Genomic DNA, 26,252 nt, shown 5'->3' with positions numbered 1-26,252 from the left:
AGCCCCGACAGGCAAATGTTCCAAAGAAAAAAAGGCTGGTTTTCCTTATATAGTTTTCTCTCTAATCCGGAAGTCTAGATCTTTTCTTTTTAGCTTAAGTAGAAAATAGGATAATAATGTAAATTATTTTCCTTATATCACTCCCAGAAAAGCCTGAAAGACTTCGTTGCCAAGAAACTTCCCTCTTTGGGTCAATCGGATATGTGCGTCCTCTACAGACAATAATTCCTTCTCAACCATTTCTTCGACCGCTTCCTTGAAGACTGTCATCGGGCTCTCTCCGAACTTTTCTGTAAATCGGGCAACAGATACTCCTTCTGTTTTGCGCAGCCCAAGAAACATTTCTTCTTCCATCTTTTCAGCTGTCGTTTGTTCATGGCTCTCAATGATCGGCAGCTTTCCGTCAGCCAGGGGCTCCATATATTTTTTCAAGGGACCAAAATTGCTATACCGGTTTCCCTCGGCATATCCATGAGCACCCGCTCCAAAACCATAGTATTCTTCATTATCCCAGTAAACTAGATTATGCTTGCTTTCATATCCCTTTTTGGCAAAGTTGCTGATTTCATATTGATTGATTCCTGCAGCCTGCATTTCTTCCATCAATACACTGTACATCTCTGCTTCCGCTTCCTGTGGAGGCAAAGACAGTTTTCCTTTTCTCATCAAATTATAAAATACCGTTTTTGGTTCAATAATGAGAGAATATCCTGAGTAATGAGGAAGATCGAATTCTAAAGCCGTCCTTAGGGTGTGCTTAAAGTCCTCAACAGTCTGCCCAGGCAAGGCGTAGATCAAATCAATGCTGATATTGTCAAATCCTGCTTTTCTGGCTGCGTCGATTGAGGTGTATACATCCTTGCTTCTATGATTCCTGCCGATCCTTTCAAGCAGATCATCATTGAAGGACTGAACACCAAAGCTTAAACGATTCACACCATGATCATGCAGCACTTCCAATTTATCGCTCGTCAAATCACCTGGGTTAGCTTCGAAAGTAAACTCCACCTCATCCTTTGAGTATGGAAGGGACGCATTGATGCTTTTACAAAAAACCTCGAGCTGGGAGGCATTTAAGGCTGTCGGTGTCCCTCCTCCAACAAAAATCGTCGACAATTTTTCGGATGGGTATTTTTCTATTCCCATTTTCATTTCTTTATCCAACGAAGCCAGATAGTCGTCCACCGGCTGCCCCTTCATGAACACCTTGTTAAAATCACAATAATGGCAGATATGATGGCAGAAGGGGATATGAATATATGCTGAACGTATCATGTTTTCACTACCTTTATATTAAATCCCGATAGAGAAAGGGGGGCCTGCTCTGAACACAAGCAATCCCCCCCATTTGTCTTATTAATAATCGAGATCTTGAATTTTTAGTTAAAAATCTTACTTAGAGCCACCGTCGTCATCCATTTTCAGGACAGCCATGAACGCCTCTTGCGGAACTTCCACAGAACCAACCTGCTTCATTCGTTTCTTACCTTCTTTTTGCTTTTCAAGAAGCTTACGTTTACGTGAAATGTCTCCACCATAACACTTAGCGAGTACGTTCTTACGGATGGCTTTGATTGTGGAACGAGCCACGATTTTCTGGCCGATTGCTGCTTGAATAGGAACCTCAAACTGCTGTCTTGGGATGAGTTCCTTTAATTTATCGACAATGATCTTTCCTCTATCATACGCAAAGTCTCTATGAACGATGAAGCTTAAAGCATCAACCTGCTCTGCATTCAAAAGAATATCCATTTTCACAAGTTTGGATTCTTTATAGCCTATGAGTTCATAATCAAATGAAGCATATCCTTTAGTACCTGATTTCAACTGATCAAAGAAATCATAGACGATTTCAGCCAAAGGAATTTCATACACAATGTTAACGCGGGTTTCATCCATATACTGCATATCGATGAAATTCCCCCGTTTGCCCTGGCATAATTCCATGACGGCTCCAACATAGTCATTCGGCACCATCATTGTGGCTTTTACATAAGGTTCCTCAACACTCTCGACCTTTTGCGGATCAGGCATCATGGAAGGATTATCGACCTTAAGCTCTTCGCCATCTGTCAGCAGTACATTGTAAATAACACTTGGGGCTGTTGTAATCAGATCGATTTTGAATTCACGTTCAATACGTTCCTGTATGATCTCCATATGAAGCAGTCCAAGGAATCCACATCTGAAACCAAATCCAAGTGCTTGAGATGTTTCCGGCTCATACTGAAGAGCTGAGTCATTCAGTTCCAGTCTTTCCAAGGCTTCGCGGAGGTCATTGTACTTTGCCGAATCAATCGGATACAATCCGCAATAAACCATTGGGTTAAGCCTTCTGTATCCAGGAAGAGCCTTGTCCGCAGGATTCTTCGCTCCTGTAATGGTATCACCGACACGAGTGTCCCCAACATTCTTAATGGCAGCCGTTAAGTAGCCTACATCTCCGACTGTCAATTCTTTAGCAGAAGTCGCTTTTGGAGTGAACACTCCCACATCATTGACTTCAAATTCCTTGCCGGTCGCCATCATTTTGATTTTGTCGCCGACCTTCACAGAACCTTCCATGACACGGATATAAGCAATAACTCCCCGATAAGAATCGTACAGGGAATCAAAAATCAGAGCCTGCAGAGGCTTATCTGGGTCCCCTGTTGGCGCAGGAACCTTTTCAACCACCTGCTCAAGGATATCTTCAATGCCGATTCCCGCTTTTGCTGAAGCAAGGACGGCTTCAGATGCATCCAACCCGATGACATCTTCCACTTCCTGCCTTACGCGTTCCGGATCTGCTGCCGGAAGGTCAATTTTATTGATGACCGGAAGAATTTCAAGATTGTTATCCAGTGCCAGGTAAACATTGGCAAGCGTCTGGGCTTCAATTCCTTGAGCCGCATCGACGACAAGAACTGCACCTTCGCATGCTGCCAAGCTTCGGGAAACTTCATAGGTGAAATCGACGTGACCCGGTGTATCAATCAAATGGAAGATATATTCTTCCCCATCTTTTGCCTGATATTTTAGTTGAACAGAATTCAGCTTAATTGTAATTCCACGTTCCCTTTCGAGGTCCATTGAATCAAGCAGCTGCTCTTTCATTTCTCTGGCAGTCAATGCCTTTGTTTTCTCAAGAATTCTATCTGCCAAAGTAGATTTTCCATGATCTATGTGAGCAATGATAGAAAAGTTACGTATTTTCTGTTGTCGTTTTAATTTTTCCTCACGGTTCATTACTTTCAACTCCTGTTAATCGACGCATGTACACTATTTTGAATTATATCAGTACACATAGCAATATTCAATCATAACCATGACAGTGCTTGGAAATGCGACTGTCATATGCTTTAGTAACCGGCATGGAAATTTCTCAAATCCCAGTGTGACGGCCGGGTGCTTTCAGCTTCAGCGGCTTCTAGAATGCTTCCTTGAGACCCTTACAGAGCTTATTTCCACTTGAAGTGGTTTCTAGAAGCTTCCTCGAGACCCTGTCAGATCTTATTTCCGCTTGAAGTGGTTTCTAGAAGCTTCCTCGAGACCATGTCAGAGCTTATTTCCGCTTGAAGTGGTCTCTAGAGTGCTTCCTTGAGACCCTGTTAGATCTTATTTCCGCTTGAACTGGTCTCTAGGAGCTTCCTTGAGACCCTGTCAGAGCTTATTTCCGCTTGAACTGGTCTCTAGGAGCTTCCTTGAGACCCTGTCAGAGCTTATTTCCGCTTGAACTGGTCTCTAGAAGCTTCCTTGAGACCCTGTCAGAGCTTATTTCCGCTTGAACTGGTCTCTAGAAGCTTCCTTGAGACCCTGTCAGATCTTATTTCCGCTTGAACTGGTCTCTAGAAGCTTCCTTGAGACCCTGACTGAGCTTATTTCCAGCTGTAGCGGTCTCTAGGAGCTTCCTTGAGACCCTGTCAGATCTTATTTTCGCTTGAACTGGTTTCTAGAGTGCTTCCTTGAAACCCTGTCGGATGTTATTTCCAGCCGTAATGGTCTCAATGAACCCATTGACCGTACATTGCCTTTATCATTCCTCACTGGATGGCAGGTTTCCTCAATGATCGCATTATATTTTCTCTCACTTGGTGTAGGTTTCCTTGCTATTCGTTGAAGTCAAAGAATTATATCTAAACAAGATAATAGACGCTGCCCGCCGGAAGCGTCTATTTTTTCATATTAACGATGAAACCAATTCGACTGTCTTTTCAGCAATGCTTTTCACAGCCCCAGCTACAGATTTCCCTATTTCCGAAAAAAAATTAAAGCTTTTCATTTCCTCAAGCTTCTTTTTCTTCTCGGAAATGGAGGCACTTCCCATTTCCTGCCCTAAGAGGGAGGCCTCGATATTCCCTGTCTCGTCTTCCGAAATTGTCAGTGGTGTACCAAACCCATCCTCGTCATACCCTTTCATATCCCTGATCCCGTCATTTGCTTTCTGCATCCCGATTAGAACTCCGACGAATAATATGGAAACCAGCAGTATGCTTTTCAGTACGAATCGTCTCATTTTGTTCATCCTCTTCTAAAATTGATCATTGACTGGCCGCAGGAGCTGAGATAACATGTCCGACTTTATCTGCCTGCCAGTAATATTCCGAGAACACATCAGCCAATGCCGCGGACGACCGGTTCAGCTCCTCAAAGGTATTATCGACTCCGCCGAACTCCACCAGGAGGGAATTGCCGGTAAGATCCTGATTGAACTTTCCATTGGTCCCGCTGCCTTTTTTAACGAAAACCCCTCGGGAAATCCCCTTATACTTTGTATTCAACTGATTATGAAGTTCAGTTGCAATCTTCAGGTTTTGTTCATAATTCGGATGTTCCGCTCCGACTACAAAAGCCAATTTTGCGTATGGCTGGCCATTGATGCTGGCAGTGGTGATATCCTTTCTTTGTGAATCTCTGTGGATATCAATCAGATAAATCAAATCCTTATTTCCTGCCATTGCCGCTTGTGCGACCGGCCGGGATTCCTGATAGGCATACCAATAATCGAGCCCTTTCTTATCCAGGTTCGCTATAACATCCGTTTTGTCAATCATTGTGCCGATGCCCCTGTTTTCCAGTTCTTCTTTTAATTTATCTCCAACTTTCGTCACATTTATTTGCGAATGGTGAGCTAAATTGGGATTTGTTACATCTTTTAGGTAAGGAAGATAGGATTCCCTTGTGTGTGTGAAGTAGAGATACACTGTTTTCTTATCGCCAGTTGACAGGCCCTTGTTATCCGGATTATCAGCGGATGAAGGGTTTTCTATTTTTTCCGTGTTCTGCAGCTGCGCATCATTTTCTGGATTAAGCGCTTCAGCCGGCGGGACAGATTCATAAGGCATATTTGTAAAATCAGTACCTTCCCCTGCAACCAGAATTTCTGAGTCAAATATTGAAAAGCCAGGAAGTTCCCTTCCGAGAAAACTGCGGGGGTCCTCGAAACTGACATTGGTTGCAAGCCTGAAAATCAGATTAGACATGGAAGGGAGCTCTTCTTCCACCGGGTCGGCCGTCTTGAATGCCCTGTTTTCAATAGTGAAAAGAGTATATAACATCGCTCCAGAAACATTTTCAGCTGCATGATTCACAGAATTTGAGCTGATCCTGTATTCCGGCTTGAGCGATGTGAGTATGCCTGATAAAGAAAAAATCGTAAGAAGGCCAAAAACAAACGCCAGGATTCCCTTAACTATTGTCGATAGATTCACTGCTACAACATAATTGGACGACTTATACGACTTCATTATTCCACCCTTCCTTCTCGACTCTAGTACAAAATATGATAGAGATAGAAAAAGTAGAACCGGAAAATAGGTGCCTGGAGAAAAGCAGATTTTGATTCGGGGAGGATCTTGAAGACTATAGATCCAAGAGAAAATTGACTAAAATTTTGATTTTCACCACTAATTAAGGGACATCTCTCCTGTTGATATACAATGCTGCCGCAAGGATCACTTTCATTTGGTTCAACCGGATCCGGCCAATGGTTCCTCCGTTGGTTCATCGATTAAATAGCAACTAAAAAAGCACAAGCCAAAGGGCTTATGCTTCTACGGTCAATGAGTTTTAAATCCTGTATCCTCTTGGTTCACGGCTTGATGTAAAGCCGCATTCAATCCGCTTGCGACGAGGTTGGCCATGTCTTCTATGAAAACATCCACTTCTTTAGGGGTCACCATCAAGTTATGTCCGATCGGCGCAAGCACTTCATGGATGAGCTTTCTTTTCTCTTCATCTTCAAGAGTGCCGACTATCCCAAGGAATGTTTTTCTGTGATGTTCTTCAGGCAGGTCTTCCTCTGTCAGTTTTCTTCTTTCGCCGAATGTCATGCCGGCTGGTGAAAGGGCACGGGAGGGTTTATCTCCTTCTTTTAACTCTTTGCCGAAATGCTTAAGAAGGAAATCGACGGTGTCACTCGCAATAGTAACCGCATCGACGACGGTTGGTATCCCAATCGCTATGACTGGAACTCCCAGCGTATTCTCATCCAGCCCTTTCCGTTTATTTCCGACACCCGAGCCAGGATGGATTCCTGTATCGGAAATCTGAATGGTAGAGTTAACTCTTTCGATAGAACGGGAAGCCAGTGCGTCAACCGCTATGACGAAATCCGGTTTCGACTTTTCCACCACACCAAATATAATGTCGCTCGTCTCGATTCCGGTAAGGCCCATGACACCTGGTGCCAGTGCTGATACAGGACGATATCCTTCTTCAACTGCTTCTGGCTGAAGCTCAAACAAATGGCGGGTCACTATAAGGTTTTCACACACTAAAGGTCCGAGAGCGTCGGGGGTGACATTCCAGTTGCCCAGTCCGACGATCAGGCAGCTTGCATTAGGGCTAATTCCCTTTTCTTTCAGAAACGCGCTGAATTCTTTGGCAAATACTTCTTCCACCCTCTGTTGAAGGTCTGCCTGGCTCTGCCTGATTCCATGTGCTTCAATCGTTAAATAGTTTCCGGCTTTTTTTCCTAGCAGCTCTTCGCCTTCATCCGTGATTTTTACATGTGATATATTGATTCCATCTATTTCTCTCTCATTGACGATAACCCCCTTTAACTCAGAGACCTGTTCTGCTTTCTCTGCATCTTTGCTTTTCTCAGCAAGCACCATCTCCCTCGCCTCTACAGCAAGGTCGGTTCTAATAGCGTATTTGCTTAGATCGACTGTTTGTTTTTCTTCCATTCTTGACAGCCCCCTTGAATTTTCTTCATATCACTATCTTGCGCCATAGAGGAACTTTCATTCATTCTATTATCTTTTTCAATCGAAGAGTATTGCAATATACACGGCGATTTGATAAAATATCATTTGTTCTGATTAAATTTAGGAATTGTAAAAATCGAGTACAATATAATTCTCGATCGCTTTGTAGGAGGTGACAGGAATGCCAAATATTAAATCTGCTATCAAACGCGTAAAAACGAACGAAGCAAAGAATGCACAAAACGTAACTGTAAAGTCAGCTATGCGTACTGCAGTTAAAAAAGCGGAAGCTGCTGCACAAAACAACGATGATAACGCTAAAGCATTAGTTTCCGAAGCAGTTAAGCATTTAGATAAAGCAGCTCAAAAAGGTCTTATCCACAGAAACGCTGCTGATCGTTCAAAATCACGCTTAATGAAAAAAGTTAACTAATTTCTTTCTTTTAAAAAACGATCTCCCATTATGGGAGATCGTTTTTTATTTTGTCTTTTTATAACGCTCTTTCGCAAGGCTTCTTTTGCAAAGATTGTGGCTTCTCTAATCGTATGAATTTCCGATGCAGGCGGGCGTTCAGGCCTCCTCGGCTTCATAAAAAGCGGAAGCGGCCGTTCAGCGACGTACAGATTTTAGGCTTCTCGCATGAGATTAAAAAATCACGAAGAGCGAAAGCCATTCGATGATGACTTATCTTAATAAAGTGGAAAGGCCCCGCTCAGCGGCGTACGGACTGGACTGACTCCGCATGAGATAAAGGAAACACAACGAACGTAGTGAGTTGATGTTGACTTATCGCAAGGAGGAGGCAGGGAAGTCCGTACGCCGCCTTAGGCCTTGCAGCTAGATTAGCAAGGAGAGAGACCGAAATCTGCTAGTCCCTGGCCGCTGAAGCTAGATTTACCTGCGGGGTCTGACCTGTCCCGCAGGAGGTTGCACGCTTTCCGCTCCAATCCTGCTTAGTAAAAGGGGGGAGGAACAAAAACATTCAAAAAAAACAATCACTTAGAAAAGAGCCTTTAGAAAAAAGCGAAATAAAAAGGAATGTCTTTATTTAAATCACTAGACGAGAAAAATAAGGGAAGATTTTCCCCTTAATTGCTGAGCTGAGCACATATTGTTGTTGAATAAGGGGAGTTTTTCCCCTTATATAAAGAAAAGATCCTAATATTTAGACTTTTGTATTAAATAAGGGCAAGTTTTCCCTCTATTATTGCTACTTTTCCTGAATATTTATTAGTTAAGGGGACTTTTTCCCTTTAAGTCCCCCTTAACCGATGGTTTTGCGGATTTTCCGCCATGACCAACACAACCATAAAGGCAGAATAGAAATTCCATTACCCTTCAAGAGCATTTTTACTGTAAAAGGCTTTTCTTTTTGGTAGAAAAATATCGCTTTTTTAAAATGTCAGCTCAATATTCAGTGAGGTGAGGCTTGAACTCAGACTGCCAATAATAACATCTCCTGCAATCCCTATCTCGCATTACTCAACGATTGTTCATGTAGTTTAAAGAGGAACAATTCTATGATCATTTCCTTCTTCTGGCGGCCGGTTTTCATTTCGAAATCTCCTTGGGAAAGCAGTTCTATGATGACAGACAACTGCTCATCAGAAAAATGTTTCGCCTGGCCGGCTGCCAATTTTACCCTGAATGGATGGACACGCAGGAAACCGGCTATCTTTTGCTGCCCGTATCCTCTTCTAGCCAATTCTTTGACTTGATAGATCAGCCTGAACTGGCCGGAAAGGACTGCCAGGATTTTGATGGGTTCTTCATTTTGCTTTAACAAATCATAATAGATCCTTAGAGCCTCTTCCGTTTTACGCTGAACCACTTTTTCGACAAGCGCAAAAATGTTCTGTTCCAAGGAGCGTGCAGTCAAGGCTTCTACGACCGCTTCATCAATTCGGTTTGTATCACTTGCATACAGGGAGAGTTTATCGATTTCTTTTGTCAGCATCATTAAATTGGTCCCAGCCAGAGCCACCAGGAGATCGATGGCCCCTTCATCAATCTGGACCATGTTAGCTGCACAGCGTTCCCTCACCCAGGTCTTCAGTTCTTTTTCGTTCAATTTTTTAGCTTCGAGAACTTCTGCATCTTTCTTTAAGGATTTGGTGATTTTCTTACGTTCATCGAGCTTTTCATATGGAGCAGAAATGATAAGAATTGTGTAAGGAGCTGGAGAGGAAAGGTACTGTTCGAACTTTTTGATGTTGTGCTCTACCTTTTCTTTTGTTTTCTCTGCCGTCAAAAAAACGGGATTATGTAATACAACAACACGCCGTTCCCCCATGAAAGGAAAGGTCTCAGCATCCTCTATTGCTGTTTCCACAGGAGTTTCTTCCAGGTCGTAGGAGGAGAAATTGAAATCCATTTCTTCCTCGGATACAGCATGTCCGACAATTTTTTGCTTTGTTTCATTTATTAAAAATGTTTCTTTGCCGTATAATAAATATATGCTGGCAAATTGTTTGTTTTCAATTTTTTTCCAAATATCAATGACCAAGATTGCACTCTCCATTTTTATGTGATAATACTATCGTAAAAAAGGTTTGCAGTTTTGACAAGTGGAAAGGGGACGCCCCAGGATGTGGACACCCCCTAAATCTATATTTAACGCCGATAAAAAAGACCTAGGAACCTTTTTTGACCGGCGGTATCTCCCTTGTAATTATTAGTGTCACCCAACAATGTGAACATATATGTGACAACTCTTGTCAGTAAAGGAAAATGTAAAGTGCAAGTATAGATTTTTTTTTGGGAATCATCTATACTTAGATAGAAATAGGAGGGGTACTTATGAACGAATTCGAAAAAAATGTCCAATCAAAAAGAAATGATGCTGTGGATTCTGGCGTTGGTTTCATCGTATCTTTCGGTTTCTTTGCCACATTGTTCGTCATGGCAGTTGTCATTAAGTACATAGGTTCTTAATGAACATGCACGGAGTTCGCTGATTGCGAACTCCTTTTTCGTTTTTAAGCAAATCATAAAGCCTGCTTTTAGAGATTAAATTTTCTTTCCATATCGTGCTTCGGCTCAGAAAGTGAAGAAAAGGAAAAACGCCTTTTATTAAGCGGGGCGGTCCGTTTTTGTTCTTTTCTTTTACTTAATACATCTTATGGGATAACTGTCTTGAACGTTCCTTTGGTGCCCAAATATTTATAATGTACCGCTCCGGAGTCGGCAGTGTTATAAATCATTATCCCTTGGCTTTTAAGTCTGTTGAGGACTTCAGGGTCAGGATGTCCATACCTGTTATCCTTTCCTGCTGATATGAGTGCAATATCAGGCTTTAGTGTCTCCAGGAATGAATCGCTTGTCGATGTCTTGCTTCCATGGTGGCCCACTTTGAGGATATCGGCTTCCACCTTCCATTTTTCGATCAACTCCCCTTCTCCATTTTCTTCCAAATCCCCTGTGAACAGCCATTTTTTCCCTCCCATTTTTCCAAACAGCACGAGTGAATCATCATTCCCCTCGTAGTGATCATCAAATGGGTAAAGAAATAGAAAATCAGCGCTATTGGTTCTCCATTCCTCCCCTGCACCTGCAGTCCTCACATTAATATTCAACTGTTTTGCCTTTTCAGAAAGGTCCTGAATCACGGTACTTTGCTGAGATCCTGGAGTAATGAGAATTTCCCCGACATTTATCGATTCTATCAATTCTCCGGCTGCTCCTGCATGATCAAAGTCACTATGTGTCAGTATCAACTTATCGATTTTCTGGATGCCTTTGCTCTTCAATAACGGCAGAAGCACGTCCGCACTGATCGAATATTCTTGGCTCCGCTTCTGCCAGGCTTCTTCCCGAAAAATCATTGCTCCCCCTGTATCAATCATATAAACCCCTTCATTGTAAGGCAGGTCAATGATCAGGCAGTCCCCTTGGCCTACATCCACCATGATGACTTCTCCATAGGGATTCATTAAAATAGATAGTTTATGCAAAACCAAAAGAAGGACCAATGGAATCAATGCTGGTCCCCAGGCAGCTTTTTCAGCCTTAACGAAACAGAATCCAGATGCAAGGATATACAGAAAGGCAAGAAGGATTGGGGGCTTTCCGGAAGAAAATGTGATATGCGGCAGGCTGTTTAAATGATGAGACACCGAATCTGCTATGATGACGGCTCCATTCAAGAAAGGAAATAGAATACTGGCAGCAGGCGAAAATAGTATCATGAAAAGAAAGGACAATAAAGAGAGAGGAAGCAGGATAATCGTGAAATAAGGAACATAAAAAGAGTTCACTGCAAATCCAATAAGCGAAAACTCATAGAAGTGCCATAGAAGGACCGGTATGGAACACACCTGACATACGGCTGTTACTAAGAAGATAAGCTTCCATTTTTGGGTTGAGGCTGCCAAGATGCGGTTTGACGAAAGGACGAGGGAGAAACTAACTAGGAAGGACAATTGAAACCCGATATTTTTCAAAGCGAATGGATCGATGAATAAATACAGCACAAAGACTAGTGAGACAGCATCCAAAGGTGACAGCTTCCAGCGAAAAAAACCTGAAAGAATCACAGCACACATGATACCTGAAGCTCTTATTACCGGCGGGGCGCCTCCCGTCAACAGAACATATAAAGGAAGAATCACAAGCAGAATCAGTTGACCATATTCCCTCGGAATGCCGATCCTTAATAAAATATAGTAAAGGGCCGCAAACAGCATCCCTACATGCAGACCTGAAATGGCAAGAAGGTGGATGACTCCAAGGCGCTGGTAGGCTTCCAGCGTTTCTTGTTTAATCAAATCTCTTTCACCAAAAACCAATGCAGCAGATATACCTGCAGCAGCTTCGGGAAACTTGTGATGAATGGATGTAATCCCTTCCTCCCTCCATCTTCCCATTTCTTCAAGAAGTGATGTTTTTTGATATGAGCATTGATCATCATGAAGGCTGTTAACCTGTAAAATCCAGTGAATCTGTTTTCCGTTCAGGTAATCGCGGTAATCAAAACTGTTAAGGTTTCTGGGTCGTGCTGGCTCTGTGAGTTCCCCGGAGACCTCACATTTCAATCCTGTGTAGGTCATGTCCTCCAACTTATCCTTTTGTACTTCATCAGGAATCTTATAACGAAGGATAACCGATTCACCATTTTTCACCACAGCCCGTCCCATAAGCCTGTCTCCGTCAATTTCCGGTTTCTCCTTGAAGGTAATCGAGTACTTGGTTTGATAGGGAGAAAGCTCTGTGGCATTCTTATCTATTTGAATAGATGCGAGAAAATATGAAGCAGGAAGAAGTAACAAGGTAAACACAAGTGATAGCGCGGGGAGTAAACGTATGATGAGGATCGAGAGGAAAACAGCCAGAAAAAATGCACCCCATTGAAAGTGAAGTGCAAGTGAAGTACCGGCAAGGCAGGATAGTGCCGGGTATATAAGTTGTCCTTTTTTCAAGAAAAATTACTCCTTGAAAACTTTCTCATGGTCAATTTTATATTTGTTCAGTTCTTCCCTGTCTAACCCCAGCTCCTCAAGCTTCCTCAACATATTCCGGCTCAAGTCCCTCTCCTGTTCATTGTTCACGGTTCCTTCAAAAGGGACCTGTTCTACATGCACTCCTGCCTGTTCAAAAAGCTCTAAGGCATAGGGATGATTTTTATAACTTTCCGCAAAGAACACCTTTTTTATTCCTGCTTGGATGATGCCTTTGCAGCATTGAAGACATGGAAAATGGGTAACATAAATTTCTGCATTATCTGTCGGCACACCGAATTTGGCACATTGGATGATCGCATTCATTTCTGCATGAATCGTTCTCACACAATGGTTATCGATCACATAGCAGCCTTCATCCACACAGTGGACTCCTCCTGCAATCGAGCCATTATAGCCTCCTGCAATGATTCGTTTGTCGCGGACGATTGTTGCACCGACTGTCAGACGGGTACAGGTGCTTCGGAGTGCAAGTAAATGGGATTGAGCCATAAAATAGTTGTTCCATGAGATACGTGGCATAAATAAAACTCCTTTATTCGATTTCTCTTAGGGATAAGTGTAAATGAAAATGAAAAAATGGGCAAAGGGAATCCTCTCAATTCAGAGGTTAATTTACAGTGATATTTTCTTTGAGCTTATCAAAAGTACCCTCTCCAATCCCTGATACCTCCATTAACTCTTCAATTGTTTGAAAAGGGCCATTTTCTGAACGGTAATCAAATATCGCTTTGGCTTTAGCAGGCCCTATCCCAGGCAGACTCTCAAACTCCAACGCTTCCGCCTGGTTGATATCCAGCATCTCTTCACCTTCAGGAATAACAACAGAGGCTGGCACTGCTCCAGGTTCCCCTTCCTCCGGCACATAGATCACCATTTCATCAGTAACCCGCTGCGCCAGGTTCACGCTCGTGTCTTGTGCAGCTGCAGTAAAACCCCCTGCCCGAATAATAAGATCGTTCACCCTTTCACTTTGAACAGCCTTATAGATCCCGGGCTTATGAACGGCTCCTTTTACATCAACGAAAATCTCTTTATTCAAAGGCTGGGCAGCCTCTTCTTCAGGGGCAGAAGGAACCTGATCATCCACCACCGGCAATGGCTCATTTTGAATATCTGCAGGTGCACTTTGTCCACCAGATCCATTCAACAAAATGAATAGGACCATTAGAACTGCAATTAAGATAATGATCAGAATTTTATACTTATCCAGAAGCGACTGTAACATGTATTCTTCTCCTTTAAATTGCATATTCGAGATTTGCTGCTCATAGGAATGATAAGGGAAAGCTCTTTTGACTGGGGGAATTTTGCGTTTTAGTAACCCTTTACTGCCTATGGTAAGAACACAGTTCTGAAGAAAATAGGCATATAAGATAGCTGCTAAACATGCATGAGAATGGATTTTAGAAGGAGGGCAGCACATGAAGGTAGGAATAGTGGGAACAGGCAATATGGGCGGCATATTAATCCAAGCTTTTATTGAGTCAGGAGCAATTTCTCCTTCTGACCTCAATGTAGTGAATCGCACAAGAAGCAAAGCAGAAAAGTTTCAGCAAAACTATCGTGATATTTCCATATATAATGAGCCGGCCAAGCTCATTCAAGACTCTGATGTGATCTTTATTTGTGTCAAACCACTGGATATTTTTGAGGTTCTGAAAAATAATCAACACCATTTCACTAAGGAAAAATGCATTGTATCCATTACAAGTCCTGTGAGTGTCGAGCAGATTGAGTCTCTTGTTGACTGCTCATGCATGAGGGTCATCCCGAGCATCACTAACCGCGCATTGAGCGGAGTGTCACTATTTTCGTTTGGCTCCAATTGTACGGAAGAATGGAAAACATCTATATGGGAGCTGTTCAGTACTGTTTCCACCCCCGTGAAAATTGATGAAAACATTACCCGGGTTTCTTCGGATATTGTCAGCTGCGGACCAGCTTTCTTCACTTATTTAACAAGAAAGTTCATACAAGGTGCAGTCAGCGAAACGGAAATAGATGAAACGACCGCAACTGTACTGGCTTCTGAAATGCTGATTGGATTAGGAGAATTGCTGAAGAAAGAGGTATATACACTGGATGCCCTGCAGGAGAAGGTATGTGTTAAAGGCGGAGTTACAGGAGAAGGCATATCTGCCATGGAAGGACAAATAGGAAGTCTGTTTCCTGAACTGTTCAAAGCCACTCACAGAAAGTTTGATGAAGATATTTCCGAGACGAAGAAGCAATTTGGAATCTGACTATTATTTAATTCTATAACCGGATAGGAAATCCTTTATTTTTCGAAAAGAAAATAGATTACATTATACCTGGAGAAAAAAGAGGGCTTTCAAAGCTTGATATATACTTAAATAATGCACAAGTGCCCCTTTTGGCTCCGGCAGGAAAATAGCAGCTGGAGAGAAATTGGGCTTTCTTTTTTTCTCAAGGTTTTTTTGACCCTGAGGTACGCCACGTCCGTTCCTGTGGCTACAGCCTGGAGAATGATTGTCCACTTGCCCCAGCACGAGGTAAGATCCAACAAACCTAATTTGAATGTCTTTCATTGAGTAACTAGCGTTAAAAATAAGGGAATATTCTTCCGCTAAATGCAGGCTTGGCCTCAATTTGTTGATGAATAGGGGAAGTTTTTTCCCTTATTTGCAAAAAAGCACCTTATTTTAAGTGTTTTGAGTTGAATAAGGGAATATTTTTCCTCTAATTAAGCTGTTTTAGGTGCTATTTACTAATTAAGGGAACTTTATTCCTCTATAAAAAGCGCAATCGCTCTTTTGACCCCCGAGAGGCTAAGTCCGCTCCTCTTGGTAGGGACTTTGGGCTCTGGAGCTGGATTTAGAGACGATGCGGAATTATTTATTAAAAATAAAGAAAGAACTAAACGGCTCTTGACCACAGGCAGTTAGTTCTTGTTTAATTATCAAAAAAGAACGAAATCCTATACGATTTCGTCCTGCATTCTTATTTTCGTTTACAAGTGAAGAAAATTCTTTCACTGAGATCGCCAGGCGGGGCATCCGTGAAATCTGCTGTAATGTCCGTCACTTCGAATCCTGCTTCCTTCAGCCAGTTTTCCAATGTCAGAATGGGAAACGTCCGTTGGTGATGGAGTTCCTCCATGCGTTCGTACTGACCTGTTTCATCATCTCTGACAAAGAAGGTCAGCTCATGTTCCACACTGTTTGGCTCTTCACCCGGAAAGCAGTCCCATATATAAGATACCTCTTCATCATTATAAGTAAAGGTCTCATTCAAAAATATCTGAGTGATTTTGAAAATGGAGTGTACATCAAATAAAAATAAGCCGTCATCCCGCAGATGTTCTCTTACTTGTTTAAATGTACTGATGACTTTTTCTTCCGTTTCCAAGTAGTTTAATGAATCACAAAATATAGAAATGATATCAAAACTGCCCAACCCTTGGAGTTCACTCATATCCTGCTGATATAACGGAAGCTGCAATCCTTCATTCTCTGCTTTTTCCCTGGCCATGAAGAGCATGTCTTCAGACAGGTCGATGCCGGTTACTGAATACCCTTCTTTCAAAAGCCTCAAAGACAGCTCACCCGTCCCGCATCCCAAGTCCAAAAGTTCCCTGCCGCTGACTGCGTGTTTAACAGCCTGGGCTTGGACGAATTCGACCCAGGAATCATAAGGGACATCCTTCATCAAGTAATCATAAATGTAGGCGAACTGCTGATAACTCATTGCTCGATCTCGCTGCTTACGTCAATAAGCGGTGCATCTCCCCAGAGCCTTTCCAGTTTATAATATCCTCTTTCTTCTTTATGGAAAACATGTGCTACAACATCGCCCATATCGACAAGCACCCAGCGAGCCTCATCGAAGCCTTCCATACGCTTCACATCATGTCCATTCTCTTCAGCTTTTTCCTTCAGTTCCCTTGCAATTGCCTGAACCTGTTTATCAGAATTACCATGGCAGATCACAAAGTAGTCCGCGATCAGCGAAATGCCTTTCATATCAAGAGCAACAATATCTTCTGCCCTTTTATCATCCGCCGCTTTATATGCAACTGTAAGCAAGTCTTTACTGTTCATCATATCAACTCCTATTTTTTAGAACTAATTCATTGAATGTGTAGAAGGTCTCTGGAAAAACCGCCTGATTCTTCTTCATCAAAAATGTGATTGAGTTTCTGATGGAAACAATCAATGCCTCTTCAAGATTATCTTTTGCCAATTCCCTGACTTCATCCACCCCAGGAAAGTGCCTGCCCGGCTCGATATAATCAGCAAGGTATATAACTTTTTCAAGGTTTGTCATTCCAGGCCTTCCAGAGGTATGGAAACGAATGGCGTCCAGGATTTCCTCATCCTCTACACCCGCTTCTTTTCTCACGAGATAAGCTCCCACAGGGGCATGCCATAATTCAGCGTTATACTCCAAAAGGCGTTTATCCATTTCTTCTGTTTCAATAATTTCCTTCATTTCTTCTTTCGGGCGGAATTTTGCATAATCGTGAAAGATTGCTGCCATTTCAGCTTTATCTCGATCTGCATTGTATCGCTCCGCCAGTTCTATCGCTGTTTCCATAACGCCAAGTGTATGCTGATAACGGTGTTCTGTCAGCTGAGCCCTGACAAGATTTAATGCCTTATCTCTATCCATATAGTTTCCCCTCTCGTATATAATCTGACACCCCTTCAGGAATAAGGTACTTCACAGTCTTTCCTGCAGCGATTCTGTCTCTGATCATTGTCGAAGAGATTTCTATTTGGGGGACATCAGCCATAATTACATTATAAGGAGAATCCGTCTCATATCCAGGTCGCTGAACGCCAACGAATTGGATAAGCCGGGACAATTCTTGGATCATATGCCATTTAGGCAGATAGTCAATCATGTCTCCGCCTATTATGAAATGAAACTCTGAATCGGGTTCCCTCTCAATAAGAAGTTTTATCGTCTCGTAGGTATAAGATGGACCTTCCTTCTCCAGCTCGATTGGTTCAAGTACAAACCGCGGATGATTCTCTATAGCGCAGATGACCATTTCTTTGCGCTGTTCTGAAGAAGTGTCTCCTGTTATTTGTTTATGAGGGGGGATCCCCGCCGGCATGAATCTGACTTCATCCAGACCAAACTGATCCAGAACTTCGTTCGCTATGATTAAATGCCCCATATGCGGGGGGTTGAATGTACCCCCTAATAAACCAACACGCTTACCCATTTTGGACCTCCTTTATCTAGGAAGTTCGATTTTTTTGTTTTCCTTTGATTCCTTGTACAGCACAATTGTCAAGCCGATGATTTGAACGATATTCGCATTCGTTCCAGAAGCCAGTTCATCTGCCACGGTGTCCTTATCTTCATCACAGTTTTGCAGAATGCTTACTTTAATCAGCTCTCTCGCTTCCAGCGCTTCACTGATTTGCTTAATCATATTTTCGTTGACTCCGCCTTTGCCGACTTGAAATATCGGATTAAGATGGTGAGCCTCTGAACGTAAATATCTCTTTTGTTTGCCAGTTAACATATTAACCTCCCAGATGTTGTTGGACAATATTTTTCATTCGCTCGGAATCTGGTTTGACTCCTGTCCAAAGTTCGAAGGCAAGCGCTCCCTGATGAACGAACATGCCGATTCCATTTTCTCCATGACCTCCAAGTTCCCGGAATCTCCGGATAATCTTGGTCAATGGAGGGTTGTAAATTATATCTGATACAAATGCACCCTTTTTGATCTTGTCCACCCTCAGCGGCACGTCATTTACTTCAGGAAACATGCCGACAGAGGTGGTTTGGATGATAATATCATAGTTCTCCAAGGTTTGTTCAGCCTGTGTCAAGGATAAAGAAGAGGCTGTACATACAAATGGACATTCTTCTATGATCACTTCTCCTCTTTCCGGTGTGCGGTTGCAAATATCAATATATTCAAAGCCTGAAGCAGCAAGTGAATAAAAGATCGCCCTCGCCGCTCCCCCGGCACCTATAAGCAGGACTCTCTTATTTTCCAGAGGAAAAGGACAGTTCTCCTTCAGTGACCTTAAAAACCCCATGCCATCCGTATTATATCCGACAAAGCGGCCATCTCTTCTCACCACTGTATTGACAGCTCCAATCGCCTTAGCGAGAGGATCCACTTCATCCAGGAGCGGAATGATTGCCTGCTTATGGGGAATGGTCACATTAAAGCCTTTGACCCCTAAAACCTTCAAGGCCCTTACAGTTTCTCCAAGTTCTTCGCTATCTACCAGAAACGGCTGATAATGTGCATCAATGTCCCTTTCCTGGAAAGCGTCATTGTGCATGATGGGGGACATCGAATGGGCAATAGGATTTCCAATTACACCATATAACGTTTTCATCGGGCACCCTCCACCTAAATCAATGATTTCCTCAAGAAAACACTTACGCCTTTCGGAACATGAGCAGCAATGGTGGCACCCTCATCATTGATCGTCACCCAGCCTAGTCCCGAAAAGACAACATCGGTCTTTCCTTCTTTTATCTTGAATTCATGCCTCACAAGTTCAGGGAATCCGTCCATATCATCTTTCCTTGGCGGCTGCAGCATCTCTCCCACATGGTTTGCATAAAGCTCATCAGCATTATCTACCTTGGTGCGGTGGATGTTCAGCTCGTTGGAAAGATAGCAGACAAATGAACGCCTGCCTCCTGCAAGGTAATCAAACCGAGCCAGCCCGCCAAAGAAAAGTGTTTGTCCTTCATTCAACTGAAACACTTTAGGCTTGATCTCTTTTTTCGGTGTGATGTACTTTAAATCCCGCTTATCTACATAATGGGCCATTTGGTGATGGTTGATGATGCCCGGTGTATCGATTAGGGCTTCACCATCATCCAGGGGAATTTCAATCATATCAAGAGTCGTACCAGGGAAATGGGAAGTTGTGATAATATCCTCTTCACCTGATACATGGTGAATGACACGATTAATGAACGTGGACTTACCAACGTTTGTACAACCCACAACGTAGACACTTCTGCCTTCACGATACTGTTCAATGGCTTCAACCGCTTCTTCGATATACTGCCCTTTTGCAGCGCTCATAAGCTTAACATCCACCGGTTTCAATCCGAGCTGTTTGGCCTGGAACTTCATCCAATGAATCAACTTAGCCGGCTTTACAGATTTAGGAAGCAAATCTACCTTGTTTCCAATAAGGAGAACCGGGTTATTTCCTACAAATCGGTGAAGGCCTGGAAGCCAGCTGCCATTGAAGTCGAAAATATCGACTACTTTTACAATAAGCCCCTCGCCTCTGCCGATTTCATTCAAGATCTTTAAAAAGTCATCATCTGTCAAGGAAACATCCTGTACTTCGTTATAGTGTTTCAGCCGAAAACATCTCTGACAGACAATTTCATCCTTCTCCAATGAGGACGGAGGAGCATAGCCAAGCTTCTCCTTATCCTCAGTTTGAATGCTGACTCCGCATCCGGTACATACAATTTTGGTCACTTTTCTTCCTCCCATTGAATCATGCCCTTACGTTTAAAAAAGTTCATGATTCTTCTTTCCACTTTCCGGTTGAATTTTGTAATGAACCCGTCAGTCTGGGCAACCGGCACTACAAGAATGGTATAAAAGCCGCCGCGGTTTCCGCCCAGCACATCTGTCAGCAGCTGGTCGCCTACAACCACAGCTTCTTCTTTCTTGACTCCCATTTCCCTGACTGCCCTTTTAAAGGCACGTCCCATAGGCTTTCTCGCCTGAAATATAAAAGGTATGTTCAAAGGCTCAGCAAATCGCTTCACGCGGTCTTCATTATTATTGGAAACAACCGTTACCTTAATCCCGTTGTCCTGCATTAACTTGAACCATTTAATCAGCTTCGGAGTCGCCTGGGCTCTGTCCCATTCAACCAAAGTGTTATCAAGATCAGTGATAATTGCTTTGATTCCCTGCTCCTTAAGCGTTTCCGGTTTTATTTGAAAAACGTCTTTAACTTGCTCATTGGGCAAAAAAGATTTTAACACGTTTTAACACCTCTAACTTTCTGTTTCTACCGATTTAATCATAACCAATTTTCCCTTTAGATTCAAAATTAACCATTTTTATAATTGCCAACGAATTATTCTACCATCATTTAAGATTGAAGGCATTACTTTAGAGAAGATTAATTTAGAAAACTCTTTAATATATGGTGACATTAAGTGAACACAAAAGGTTATTCCATAAATTTCTTAAATAATTTTCGACAAAATGAAGCGATATTCAGTCTGTGGATAACTTTATACACATTATCCCCCTAGAACTTATGGAATATAAACCCTTTATGAACAACTTAACCACAAGTTATCCACCTGTAGCTGTGGATAACAAGAACGCTTGTTCTGTTTGTTTAAATTTGGTAGAGTAATGATACAAAGTTAAAACTTACTATTTATATGAGATAAACATTGAAAAAATGATAACTTTTTGGAGGTGAACACTGTGCGCAAACTTTCTGATGATCTATTGATTGAATCGTATTACAAAGCGAGAGATCTCAAACTCAATCCAGAATTTATTCGCCTCATTGAAACTGAAATTCACCGTCGTTCCTTATCCTACCGTATCAAGATCTCTTCTTGATCCATATTTTAAAAACAGGCGTTTATCGTAACGGGTTCGGTTTTGGAGTACAAACATTAAAAAAGCAATTAAAATAGAGTTCCAATTCGCATATGAATTGGAACTCTTATTTTTGTTGTTGTTAAAGGATTTATAATAATTTAACATACTAATTCACAACAAAAATCGCACCCTATTTCACAAGAGTCTGATAGCCAACATACTCCTGCGAATTGGTGTGTTAAAACGTATGCGAATTGGTTATACTAATCCTAGTGTAAATTCAATAGGAGCGGTGATAAATGAAATTTATTAAACCAAAAAACCTAAATGCAGAAAACGTTGATTGGTTGGTATCGGAAAGAGCTAGAACAATCGTAAAAAGCTATGCAGAATATTCGGAGCACACGGAAAGTGAAATCGTGAATCAATTTCTTCTAAACCTCTTAGACGATGAAGATTTCATAGACTGGATAGATAACAAACGGAATAATCGCAGGCTCATTCAACAACTTGGAATCGAAGATAAGGTTGTGGCAAAGTAGATGGCAAATCTTAAACGACTAGCTACCAAAGAAGATAATGTTGTGAACGTCCTTTCTCCGCTTACGATGGATGAGATTACTAATCGGAACAAGGATTATCAGCACCTGACTCCCAAGCAATTTGGGACAAGATATAGTCAGTTATTGTTTCAGCCAGTTGGATTTACGCTAAATGGAACGGAGCACCGAATTCAATACAACCATTGTGCGAATCCATATTGCCTTTGGCACGGATTACCTCAACTGAAATTCGAGACTAAAAGAAAGCCGAGTCGATATCGCTTAACAGGTTCTGGTACAGAAAAATCGATTAAATGCAACCCTGACCCTAAAGGTGGAGCTGTGTTAGGGTGTTATACAAATACACTATCAAATTGGTCAATTGCTGAGGAAATCGAGCGTTTGGTTCGTGTCAACACTGTTCAAGAACAACAGCCTGATTATGAGTTTCATAAGGACGGCTGTTCCGTTGGAGAGACAACACCTTTTACTGCCGCCAAAGAATTTCATAAACGAGGTAAAAGCAAGGCGAAATCGCAACGGTATCAATGTAAAACGTGCAAGAAGTTTACTAACGTCTTACCGAAAGGGAGACAAGCCATCACCTATCACCAGCAAAGAAGCGATATATTGCCTCTGTTTATGAAGTTACTGTTAAGCCGAGCACCCATAACAAGAACTTGTGAAATTTTAGGAATAGGTAGAGGAACTTACTATGACAAGTTGGAATTTCTTTATCGGAGATGCTTGGAATTCCTGGAACGTCACGAGACCAAACCACTTCAAAAGGTGACATTCAAAGAAATATGGGTAAACACGGATAAGATGACCTACTTCCTCAACAATGTGCGTCAAAAAGGAATGGGTGGAAGTCGTTACAGTGATGTTGAGGACAGTCAATTCCCAACGAATGTAGTGGTATCATCTGATGTTCACTCTAGGTATGTATTCCGTTCAGATGTAGCTTACGACTGGACCTCTACACTTGGAGACATAGCATTGGATACGGTACTTCAAAAAGAGGACCACCTCAATGAATTCGCAAAAAAGAATGCTCGGTTTCCGAAGTATTCTCATTATCCGCAGCCACCAACAAACAATGATACGCAGGACGAAGTGAAGTATCGTAGTGATATGTCCAAGTTTAATCGTAGAGCTCAATATATGGACGGGTTCCACGTTGGAGCAACTTATACTACTATTGCTCACCTATGGCTCATCAAACAGCTTGTAAGAGCTTCTGAATGGCGATTTGTAACTGATGAGGACTCTTCTATTACCACATCGATAAATCGTGTTTTCGCAAAAGAGATGATTCATTCAGACGCTCATCATTTTCTCTGTCAAACAGATAAGACAAAGACACGAAAGCAAGCTCGTGAAGAATTTGTTGAGGCTAAAATGGAACTGCTGGATTGGGGTAGTAACCGAGGATATGGTACAACTTCTTTGAGGAAACTTGCGTTTTTACAACTAGAAGAATTGTTCCAACATCACTCTTTTCATAAGGAAGTAACTTTTGTGACTGCTAAACTAAAGTAGACAGTTTTTGCTAGATAAGATGAAACACTTATTTACCCTAATATACCAGTAAAATATATGGCCCTTCCATTGTATGATGATGGTTTGATTTGTAAATCATTGGAGGGCTGAGAAAAGGTGGATAAGTGGGAAATGTATATGGAAATACAGCAGTTACTCAAGAAAGGGTTCAGTAAAACCAAAGTAGCAGATAAGCTGGGGGTGTCCAGGGCGACTGTATATCGTCACCTTAAGAGATCTCCTTCGGAGACGGCAGAATGGGTTGAATCCTTACAAACAAGAAAGAAAAAGTTGGATCCTTATAAAGAGTTAATCTTGAATTGGTTAAGGGAACATCCTGATCTTTCACATCCTGATCTTTCAGCAGCCTTTCCTTATGAAAAGAGTGATGTTTTTACAACTAGAAGAATTGTTCCAACATCACTCTTTTCATAAGGAAGTAACTTTTGTGACTGCTAAACTAAAGTAGACAGTTTTTGCTAGATAAGATGAAACACTTATTTACCCTAATATACCAGTAAAATATATGGCCCTTCCATTGTATGATGATGGTTTGATTTGTAAATCATTGGAGGGCTGAGAAAAGGTGGATAAGTGGGAAATGTATATGGAAATACAGCAGTTACTCAAGAAAGGGTTCAGTAAAACCAAAGTAGCAGATAAGCTGGGGGTGTCCAGGGCGACTGTATATCGTCACCTTAAGAGATCTCCTTCGGAGACGGCAGAATGGGTTGAATCCTTACAAACAAGAAAGAAAAAGTTGGATCCTTATAAAGAGTTAATCTTGAATTGGTTAAGGGAACATCCTGATCTTTCAGCAGCACAAGTAGAAGATTGGTTGATGGAAAGGTATAAAGAGCTTGAAGTGGGTGAAAGCACAGTCCGTGCTTACGTAAGAGAGCTAAGAGTTGAATATAAAATAGCTAAGGAATCTTCACCAAGGGATTATGAAGCAATTCTGGATTCACCAATGGGGGAACAGGTCCAAGTTGACTTTGGGCACACCAAGCAAAAAACGTCTGGTAATAAAGTAGTAAAGCTGAACTTTATTGCCTTTGTGCTATCTAACTCGAGATACAAATATAAAGAGTGGTTAGATCGCCCCTTTACAACTCAAGATGTCATTCAAGCTCATGAAAATGCCTTTCAATGGTTTAGTGGAATTCCAGGAGAACTCGTGTATGATCAGGATAGCTTAATTGTGGTGAGCGAGAATGGCGGTGATCTCATTTTAACGAAAGAGTTCCAGCACTATAAACAAACTCGCAAATTAAACCTTCGGGTTTGTAGGAAAGCCGATCCAGAAAGCAAAGGGAAAATAGAAAACGTTGTAGGATTTATTAAGTACAATTTCGCCAAGTATAGAGTGTTCAATAATATTGATTCCTGGAATGAGCAAGGATGGGAATGGTTAAACCGTACAGGTAATAGAAAAATCCATAACACAACAAAAAAAAGACCGGTCGAAGTGTTCTCCTTGGAAAAGCAACACTTAAGACCAGTCTCAGGAAACATTAATTTCCTAAACAATCATGAAAATAGTATAACAAGAAGCGTCCATAAGGACAATACCATACGGTATTTATCCAATAGGTACTCCCTTCCACTTGGAACTTTTCATATGAATGAAACTGTCTCAATAAAAGAAACAAAAGACAGAGAACTATTAATCTATCACTCTGAGACAGGAGAACTTCTGGCCAAGCATCAGATTCCAGATGGTAAAGGACAATTAATTAAAGACAGAAAGCATACAAGAGATCGCACAAAAGGAATTGATGCATTCATTGATACTGTGGCGAACCGATTCCAAGAAACAGAAACGGCCTACGATTACTTGGATAAACTTCGTGAGAAGTACCCACGGTATATTCGTGATCAGTTACAAATGATACTAAAAGAAACAAAACAAAATAACGAGCAACTTCTAAMAGCAGCCCTCTCGGAATGTATCAAGAGAAACTTATATAGTGCAACGGATTTCAGCGATATCATTTTATACCTCAAGCGACAACGCCAGGTTCATGATACAACAAACGACAAAGCTGAGACTGTTTCACCATTAAATAGCATATCCGGTTGGATTATAGAAACAGAAGCACAAAAGAGAAATGTCGATGCCTATACTGCCTTATTGGAAGAAGGTGATCTAAGTTGAATCAGCTTCAGGAAGTCCAAGATATATTTAGATCCCTTAGGTTATCTGAAACAGCAGATCGATTGCCAGAGTTAATAAGAGAAGCTGAGATAAGGGATTTGTCCTTTACTCAGTTTCTACTAGATGTAGCAACCTATGAACAAAAACGAAGAGATGAAAAGCAGCTGGAAAGGCGATTAAAGTGGGCAACGTTTCCCTTCCATAGAACAGTGGATGAGTATAACGTGAAAGAGCAAAAGTCTTTGAGCAGTAAGAAGTTGAACCAGTTAAAAGACTTAACTTGGATTGAACAGCTATATAATATCATTTTTCTAGGACCGCCAGGTGTCGGTAAGACCCATCTATCGATAGGTCTTGGAATTGAAGCTTTAAACCAGGGATATAAAGTGATCTTTACCACTATGGGAGATCTAATTCAGGCATTAAAGACAGAAGAAATAACCAGGAAATCCAAAACAAGAATGAAGCGAATTAGAGAGGCAGATTTGGTTATCATTGATGATTTGATGTTTATGGCAATGGATAAACAGGAAGCTAACATGTTCTTCCACCTCATTAACAACCTTTATAATCAATCCTCGATTATACTTACATCTAATAAAGGACCTAAAGAATGGGGGGAGCTATTGGGCGACCAAGCCATCACGACAGCTATATTGGACCGGATCTTACATCGAGTGGAAATAGTTCATTTAAATGATGATAGTTGGAGAATGAAACATCGAAAAACAATTTTTGGTGAACAAAGTGTCTCAAATTAATCAGCAAAAATTGTATCATTCTACTTGACGGTCACATACTTGACGGTCACA

The 26,252-nt window shown here is 41.7% G+C and carries 25 protein-coding genes and 1 pseudogene; 9 read left to right on the top strand and 17 right to left on the bottom strand.

Features of this window, described 5'->3' with window-relative positions; translation table 11 throughout:
- Positions 1-132: 132 nt before the first annotated feature.
- The 5 genes from hemW to gpr all read right to left on the bottom strand — a co-directional run bounded on the left by hemW (position 133) and on the right by gpr (position 7,169).
- Positions 133-1,275, bottom strand: a complete 1,143-nt coding sequence (hemW, locus tag FZC79_RS09885; RefSeq protein WP_148946642.1) for a radical SAM family heme chaperone HemW — start codon at positions 1,273-1,275, stop codon at positions 133-135.
- 117 nt (positions 1,276-1,392) lie between these two features.
- On the bottom strand, positions 1,393-3,228 hold the full coding sequence (gene lepA, locus FZC79_RS09880) for a translation elongation factor 4 (RefSeq protein ID WP_148946641.1): 1,836 nt from the start codon (positions 3,226-3,228) through the stop codon (positions 1,393-1,395).
- Positions 3,229-4,159: 931 nt separating this feature from the next.
- On the bottom strand, positions 4,160-4,495 hold the full coding sequence (locus FZC79_RS09870) for a YqxA family protein (protein WP_252183301.1): 336 nt from the start codon (positions 4,493-4,495) through the stop codon (positions 4,160-4,162).
- 25 nt (positions 4,496-4,520) lie between these two features.
- On the bottom strand, positions 4,521-5,726 hold the full coding sequence (spoIIP, locus tag FZC79_RS09865; RefSeq protein ID WP_148946638.1) for a stage II sporulation protein P: 1,206 nt from the start codon (positions 5,724-5,726) through the stop codon (positions 4,521-4,523).
- Positions 5,727-6,038: 312 nt separating this feature from the next.
- On the bottom strand, positions 6,039-7,169 hold the full coding sequence (gene gpr / locus FZC79_RS09860; RefSeq protein WP_148946637.1) for a GPR endopeptidase: 1,131 nt from the start codon (positions 7,167-7,169) through the stop codon (positions 6,039-6,041).
- Positions 7,170-7,371: 202 nt separating this feature from the next.
- On the opposite strand from gpr, the gene rpsT reads away from it, so the two are divergent.
- Positions 7,372-7,623 carry a 30S ribosomal protein S20 gene (gene rpsT / locus FZC79_RS09855; RefSeq protein ID WP_113927487.1) on the top strand — a complete coding sequence of 84 codons (252 nt, stop codon included), beginning with the start codon at positions 7,372-7,374 and terminating at the stop codon, positions 7,621-7,623.
- A gap of 1,036 nt (positions 7,624-8,659) precedes the next feature.
- Here rpsT and holA read toward each other — a convergent pair.
- Positions 8,660-9,697, bottom strand: a complete 1,038-nt coding sequence (gene holA / locus FZC79_RS09850) for a DNA polymerase III subunit delta (protein WP_148946636.1) — start codon at positions 9,695-9,697, stop codon at positions 8,660-8,662.
- A 293-nt stretch (positions 9,698-9,990) separates the two neighbouring features.
- Between holA and FZC79_RS09845 the strand changes: the two genes are divergently transcribed.
- Entirely contained in the window at positions 9,991-10,125 is a 135-nt protein-coding gene (locus FZC79_RS09845; RefSeq protein ID WP_148946635.1) for a YqzM family protein, read from the top strand.
- 185 nt (positions 10,126-10,310) lie between these two features.
- Here FZC79_RS09845 and FZC79_RS09840 read toward each other — a convergent pair whose 3' ends face one another.
- The 3 genes from FZC79_RS09840 to FZC79_RS09830 form a co-directional block, all read right to left on the bottom strand.
- Entirely contained in the window at positions 10,311-12,608 is a 2,298-nt protein-coding gene (locus FZC79_RS09840; protein ID WP_148946634.1) for a DNA internalization-related competence protein ComEC/Rec2, read from the bottom strand.
- 6 nt (positions 12,609-12,614) lie between these two features.
- Complete coding sequence (locus FZC79_RS09835) at positions 12,615-13,169, bottom strand: ComE operon protein 2 (protein WP_148946633.1); 555 nt, start codon at positions 13,167-13,169, stop codon at positions 12,615-12,617.
- Between the two features lie 88 nt (positions 13,170-13,257).
- On the bottom strand, positions 13,258-13,875 hold the full coding sequence (locus FZC79_RS09830) for a helix-hairpin-helix domain-containing protein (RefSeq protein WP_187442723.1): 618 nt from the start codon (positions 13,873-13,875) through the stop codon (positions 13,258-13,260).
- Between the two features lie 196 nt (positions 13,876-14,071).
- On the opposite strand from FZC79_RS09830, the gene comER reads away from it, so the two are divergent.
- Complete coding sequence (gene comER, locus FZC79_RS09825) at positions 14,072-14,893, top strand: late competence protein ComER (RefSeq protein ID WP_148946631.1); 822 nt, start codon at positions 14,072-14,074, stop codon at positions 14,891-14,893.
- 718 nt (positions 14,894-15,611) lie between these two features.
- Here the strand turns inward: comER and FZC79_RS09820 are convergent.
- From FZC79_RS09820 to FZC79_RS09785, 8 genes and pseudogenes are all read right to left on the bottom strand, one after another.
- Positions 15,612-16,358: a class I SAM-dependent DNA methyltransferase gene (locus FZC79_RS09820; RefSeq protein ID WP_148946630.1), complete on the bottom strand. Its 747-nt coding sequence runs from the start codon at positions 16,356-16,358 to the stop codon at positions 15,612-15,614.
- On the bottom strand, positions 16,355-16,711 hold the full coding sequence (gene rsfS, locus FZC79_RS09815) for a ribosome silencing factor (protein ID WP_148946629.1): 357 nt from the start codon (positions 16,709-16,711) through the stop codon (positions 16,355-16,357). The genes FZC79_RS09820 and rsfS overlap by 4 nt, the downstream gene beginning before the upstream one ends.
- A gap of 4 nt (positions 16,712-16,715) precedes the next feature.
- Positions 16,716-17,243 carry a bis(5'-nucleosyl)-tetraphosphatase (symmetrical) YqeK gene (gene yqeK, locus FZC79_RS09810; RefSeq protein WP_353733606.1) on the bottom strand — a complete coding sequence of 176 codons (528 nt, stop codon included), beginning with the start codon at positions 17,241-17,243 and terminating at the stop codon, positions 16,716-16,718.
- Positions 17,158-17,844: pseudogene (locus FZC79_RS09805) on the bottom strand (nicotinate-nucleotide adenylyltransferase). The gene yqeK and the pseudogene FZC79_RS09805 overlap by 86 nt, the downstream one beginning before the upstream one ends.
- A gap of 12 nt (positions 17,845-17,856) precedes the next feature.
- The gene (gene yhbY, locus FZC79_RS09800; protein WP_148946626.1) at positions 17,857-18,150 is read right to left on the bottom strand and encodes a ribosome assembly RNA-binding protein YhbY; all 294 of its coding nucleotides are present in this window, start codon (positions 18,148-18,150) and stop codon (positions 17,857-17,859) included.
- Between the two features lies 1 nt (position 18,151).
- Positions 18,152-18,985, bottom strand: a complete 834-nt coding sequence (gene aroE, locus FZC79_RS09795) for a shikimate dehydrogenase (protein ID WP_148946625.1) — start codon at positions 18,983-18,985, stop codon at positions 18,152-18,154.
- A gap of 14 nt (positions 18,986-18,999) precedes the next feature.
- Positions 19,000-20,115 (bottom strand): ribosome biogenesis GTPase YqeH, encoded by a 1,116-nt coding sequence (yqeH, locus tag FZC79_RS09790; protein WP_148946624.1) that lies wholly within the window; start codon positions 20,113-20,115, stop codon positions 19,000-19,002.
- Positions 20,097-20,618, bottom strand: a complete 522-nt coding sequence (locus FZC79_RS09785; RefSeq protein ID WP_148946623.1) for a YqeG family HAD IIIA-type phosphatase — start codon at positions 20,616-20,618, stop codon at positions 20,097-20,099. Before FZC79_RS09785 ends, yqeH begins: the two co-directional genes overlap by 19 nt.
- A 457-nt stretch (positions 20,619-21,075) precedes the next feature.
- On the opposite strand from FZC79_RS09785, the gene FZC79_RS09780 reads away from it, so the two are divergent.
- The 6 genes from FZC79_RS09780 to istB all read left to right on the top strand — a co-directional run bounded on the left by FZC79_RS09780 (position 21,076) and on the right by istB (position 26,201).
- Positions 21,076-21,216, top strand: a complete 141-nt coding sequence (locus FZC79_RS09780) for a sporulation histidine kinase inhibitor Sda (RefSeq protein WP_113927472.1) — start codon at positions 21,076-21,078, stop codon at positions 21,214-21,216.
- A gap of 281 nt (positions 21,217-21,497) precedes the next feature.
- The gene (locus FZC79_RS09775) at positions 21,498-21,740 is read left to right on the top strand and encodes a hypothetical protein (protein ID WP_148946622.1); all 243 of its coding nucleotides are present in this window, start codon (positions 21,498-21,500) and stop codon (positions 21,738-21,740) included.
- Positions 21,741-23,282 (top strand): IS1 family transposase, encoded by a 1,542-nt coding sequence (locus FZC79_RS09770; RefSeq protein ID WP_187442722.1) that lies wholly within the window; start codon positions 21,741-21,743, stop codon positions 23,280-23,282. It abuts the gene before it with no gap.
- A gap of 117 nt (positions 23,283-23,399) precedes the next feature.
- Positions 23,400-23,717 (top strand): helix-turn-helix domain-containing protein, encoded by a 318-nt coding sequence (locus tag FZC79_RS09765; protein ID WP_252183300.1) that lies wholly within the window; start codon positions 23,400-23,402, stop codon positions 23,715-23,717.
- Between the two features lie 151 nt (positions 23,718-23,868).
- Positions 23,869-25,440: an IS21 family transposase gene (gene istA, locus FZC79_RS09760; RefSeq protein ID WP_148946621.1), complete on the top strand. Its 1,572-nt coding sequence runs from the start codon at positions 23,869-23,871 to the stop codon at positions 25,438-25,440.
- Positions 25,437-26,201, top strand: coding sequence for an IS21-like element helper ATPase IstB (istB, locus tag FZC79_RS09755; protein ID WP_148946620.1), 765 nt, complete (start codon positions 25,437-25,439; stop codon positions 26,199-26,201). The genes istA and istB overlap by 4 nt, the downstream gene beginning before the upstream one ends.
- Positions 26,202-26,252: the final 51 nt, after the last annotated feature.

Source organism: Rossellomorea vietnamensis (assembly GCF_008180615.1).
GTDB classification, from domain to species: Bacteria; Bacillota; Bacilli; order Bacillales; family Bacillaceae_B; genus Rossellomorea; species Rossellomorea vietnamensis_D.
Note: the sequence above shows the minus strand (reverse complement) of the source record. Positions and strands in the feature narration are given on the sequence as shown.